This is a genomic window from Methanoregula sp. (assembly GCF_002835825.1).
Taxonomy (GTDB): Archaea; Halobacteriota; Methanomicrobia; order Methanomicrobiales; family Methanospirillaceae; genus Methanoregula.
In genome coordinates this window covers 1-2,870 of the sequence record NZ_PIZH01000280.1, presented here as the reverse complement: position 1 = coordinate 2,870, position 2,870 = coordinate 1, and the positions used below count along the sequence as shown (strand labels likewise).

Annotated in this window: 4 protein-coding genes, 1 tRNA gene and 1 pseudogene; 4 read left to right on the top strand and 2 right to left on the bottom strand. The window is 56.6% G+C overall.

What is annotated here, in order from left to right; genetic code table 11:
• The coding region (locus tag CW742_RS09800) for a hypothetical protein (RefSeq protein WP_292419782.1) at window positions 1-292 on the bottom strand (292 nt) is incomplete at its 3' end.
• A 29-nt stretch (window positions 293-321) separates the two neighbouring features.
• On the opposite strand from CW742_RS09800, the gene CW742_RS09795 reads away from it, so the two are divergent.
• A complete protein-coding gene (locus CW742_RS09795) occupies window positions 322-843 on the top strand; it encodes a transcription factor (protein WP_292419780.1) in 522 nt (173 codons plus the stop codon).
• Complete coding sequence (locus tag CW742_RS09790; RefSeq protein ID WP_292419777.1) at window positions 836-1,345, top strand: HD domain-containing protein; 510 nt, start codon at window positions 836-838, stop codon at window positions 1,343-1,345. The genes CW742_RS09795 and CW742_RS09790 overlap by 8 nt, the downstream gene beginning before the upstream one ends.
• Before the next feature lie 209 nt (window positions 1,346-1,554).
• On the opposite strand, the gene CW742_RS09785 is transcribed toward CW742_RS09790, so the two are convergent.
• Entirely contained in the window at window positions 1,555-2,055 is a 501-nt protein-coding gene (locus CW742_RS09785; RefSeq protein WP_292419773.1) for a regulator of amino acid metabolism, contains ACT domain protein, read from the bottom strand.
• A 220-nt stretch (window positions 2,056-2,275) separates the two neighbouring features.
• Between CW742_RS09785 and CW742_RS09780 the strand changes: the two genes are divergently transcribed.
• Together CW742_RS09780 and CW742_RS09775 are read left to right on the top strand one after the other, a co-directional pair.
• Window positions 2,276-2,360 (top strand) — tRNA-Leu (locus CW742_RS09780).
• A gap of 63 nt (window positions 2,361-2,423) precedes the next feature.
• Window positions 2,424-2,870, top strand: a pseudogene (locus tag CW742_RS09775) (integrase); the annotation flags it as partial.

The window sequence follows — 2,870 nt, the reverse complement described above, 5'->3', positions numbered from 1 at the left end:
GGGATCGGTTGGTACGGTGGGGGTGGCTTCCGGGTGCTCCTAGCTCGGTCTCCATGCCGGTACCTCCACAGGCACCATTCTTCCCCGGCGCCCGGAGCACCGGGAGTTCAGGGCGCGCAGCATCCTGTTTGCTGATCGGGATATGACAGTGAATACGGATCTCGGCGCACTCCGGGAGTTCGTGGCCGATATTCCCTGGCCGGGCACATTTTTTGAAAAAGACCAGGCCGTTGTCAGTGTTCACGGCTGGGGCCCGGACCGGGAGGTGGCGCTTTCCCTGCTGGATAAGCATATTACCACCGTCCGACAATATATGCGCTGATGGATCCAACCGAAGAAACGCTGAACGATCCGGCCGTCCGCGCCTACCTCCACCGCCTTGTCGGCGACGAGGGGCTCAACCTTCTCGAACGGTTTCCCCGCGAAGGCGAGCACAGCGACGAGGACCTTGCCGCAAGCACCGGGATCAACTTAAACTCGGTCCGCCATACGCTCTACACCCTGTACGAAAGGAGGCTTGCCGAGTACCACCGGATCAAGAACAACGAGACCGGCTGGCTCACCTACCTCTGGCAGCTCCGGACCGACCATATTTACGATGCAATACGGGAAGATATGGAAGTCGTGCTGGACAAACTCTCGCGTCGCGAGAAGTATGAGGAGGAGAACGACTTTTACATCTGCAAGGACTGCCACACGCTCATGACCTTCCCGCAGGCCATGAACACGGATTTCAAGTGCCCGGACTGCGACCAGCCGCTGGGGCATTTCGACAACGAGGTCCTGCTCAAGTCCTTAAAGGAACGCATCGACGCGATAAAAAAATCGCTGGGACATGCCTGACCGGACAACAATACCGCCGGAAGAACTGCTGCGGGAGGCAGGCTGCAGCAGAAAAGTCGTCGATCACTGCCGTGCGGTCCGGGATTGCGCCTGCGACTATGCAGCCCGCTGTCCGGATGCCAACGATTCTCTTGTCGAGACCGGTGCCTGGCTCCATGATATCGGGCGGAGCATCGACCACTCGGTCCGGCACGCCCAGGCAGGCGCTGACCTGCTCCGCTCCTGGGGATTTCCCGAACCGGTTGTGAGGATTGTCGAATGTCACCTGGGTGCCGGCCTCACGGCTGAAGAATGCGTGGCGCTTGGCCTTGATGCCCGTGACTGCATGCCAAGGACAATCGAAGAGAAGATCGTGACCCACGCTGACAACCTCATTGCCGGCACCACCCGCGTGACGATTGAGGAGTGCCTTGCCTCTGCTAGCCATCTTCCTGGGGAAGTACGCCAGCGGATGTACCGCCTTTCGCAGGAAGTAGAACAACTCTGTAGCACCCGAAAATAAAAGAGAACCGGCCCGCTCGAGTCTTCTCAACTTCACTGTTCGAAGTTTTCTTAACAGAAAACTTCTCTTCCTCAGGGTTCGGAGAGGTCGGAGAATCCGAAGGGTTCATCAGAACCCTGAGGATGAGAAGAGTTCGGCAGAACTCTTCGAATCTCGGCGATCTGAAGGAAGGCGAAGCCGACCTTCAGGTTCTGATGAACCTTTCGGATTTAGATGATAACCTGTTTTACCTGCGGGAGCGCACGGACGGCTTCGATTGTGCCCGTCGGAAGACTATCTTCGATAATGATCACCAGCTTGGGTTCCTCCGAGAGCTGGGGATCGGTGACGAAGATCTGCCGGATCGAAAGGTTGTGTTCGGTGAGGACACGAACAGCTGCACCGACAATGCCCTTCTCGTTTGCATCACGGGGGAGCACCGTGATAACGGTATACCCGAGTTTCTCGGCAACCCGGGAGAGGTCCGGTGTTGCCCGCATGTTTAAGAAGATCTCGCGGAGCATCGGCCGGTCGAGGATGTGGCGTGCCGTGGAATCGACAACCCGACGGTCCGAGCCGATCGCCTTTGCCACGGCGGTTGCCGGCACCTCGATCCCGTTGCAGCTGATCCTGCCGTCCTCCCGTACCCCGAACCCGTTCTCGAGCAGGAACCGCACCACGCGGCTCTGCGAGGGTGAGTCTGAAAACTCGTGGATGATGTCAGACCACATACTTAAGCACTGGTCACGGCGCGTATAAATATACAGCGATGCTTATTCCGCGGCACCATTGAACGACGCCGGTTACCGGTTTTTCTCAGGTGCACCATCGCACCGGGTCCTGCCCGCAACACCTGCGTGCCGCTCCTGCGCTCCCCTCCATCATCGGCCGGAAAGAAACGAACTTACACAAGTTTTTATTAGATTGACAACCTCTTTGTTATGGCACAAAGCGAGGGTAGCCAAGCCAGGTCAAAGGCGCTAGGTTGAGGGCCTAGTCTCGTAGGAGTTCTTGGGTTCGAATCCCATCCCTCGCATCTGGATGCGAAGTTAGAATCGTTCAGTCTTCTTTTTAAACCCGTCATTTCAGACATTTCTCTATGACTTACCCAGTCGCACAGTTGCTTACGAGCAGCGCTTTTCATCCAGTCAGGACAGATCTGGCAGAAAACGCAATCAAGGCCGCCCTTCAGGACTTTACTATCACGACGGTCGATGCCGCCCAGATCCGGGAATTCATTGCAGAACTCCGGTCCTGCAAGAACATCAGCGCAGGGCGGGCGAACAAGCTTACCTTCACGCTGATCTCCTGGCGCCGGTTCATCGGGCCGTTTGCCGACAACACAATCGGTGATCTTTACGCTGCAATCCCTGAGCTGAGAAATGCAAAGAGCAGCCGTGAGAAGCCATTCAAACAGAACACCATCAGCGATTTCATCGCCATCCTCAAGCAGTTTTACCTCTGGATGATAGAAAACAAATATTCCCCGCTCACCGAAAGCAAGATCAACAAACTTCGGACGCCGACAAAGGACACCACGACGAAG

Bases quoted from the DNA above. Each gene is read 5' to 3' on its own strand.
- CW742_RS09795 (WP_292419780.1), top strand. From the start codon at position 322: ATGGATCCAACCGAAGAAACGCTGAACGATCCGGCCGTCCGCGCCTAC.
- CW742_RS09790 (WP_292419777.1), top strand. From the start codon at position 836: ATGCCTGACCGGACAACAATACCGCCGGAAGAACTGCTGCGGGAGGCA.
- CW742_RS09785 (WP_292419773.1), bottom strand. From the start codon at position 2,055: ATGTGGTCTGACATCATCCACGAGTTTTCAGACTCACCCTCGCAGAGC.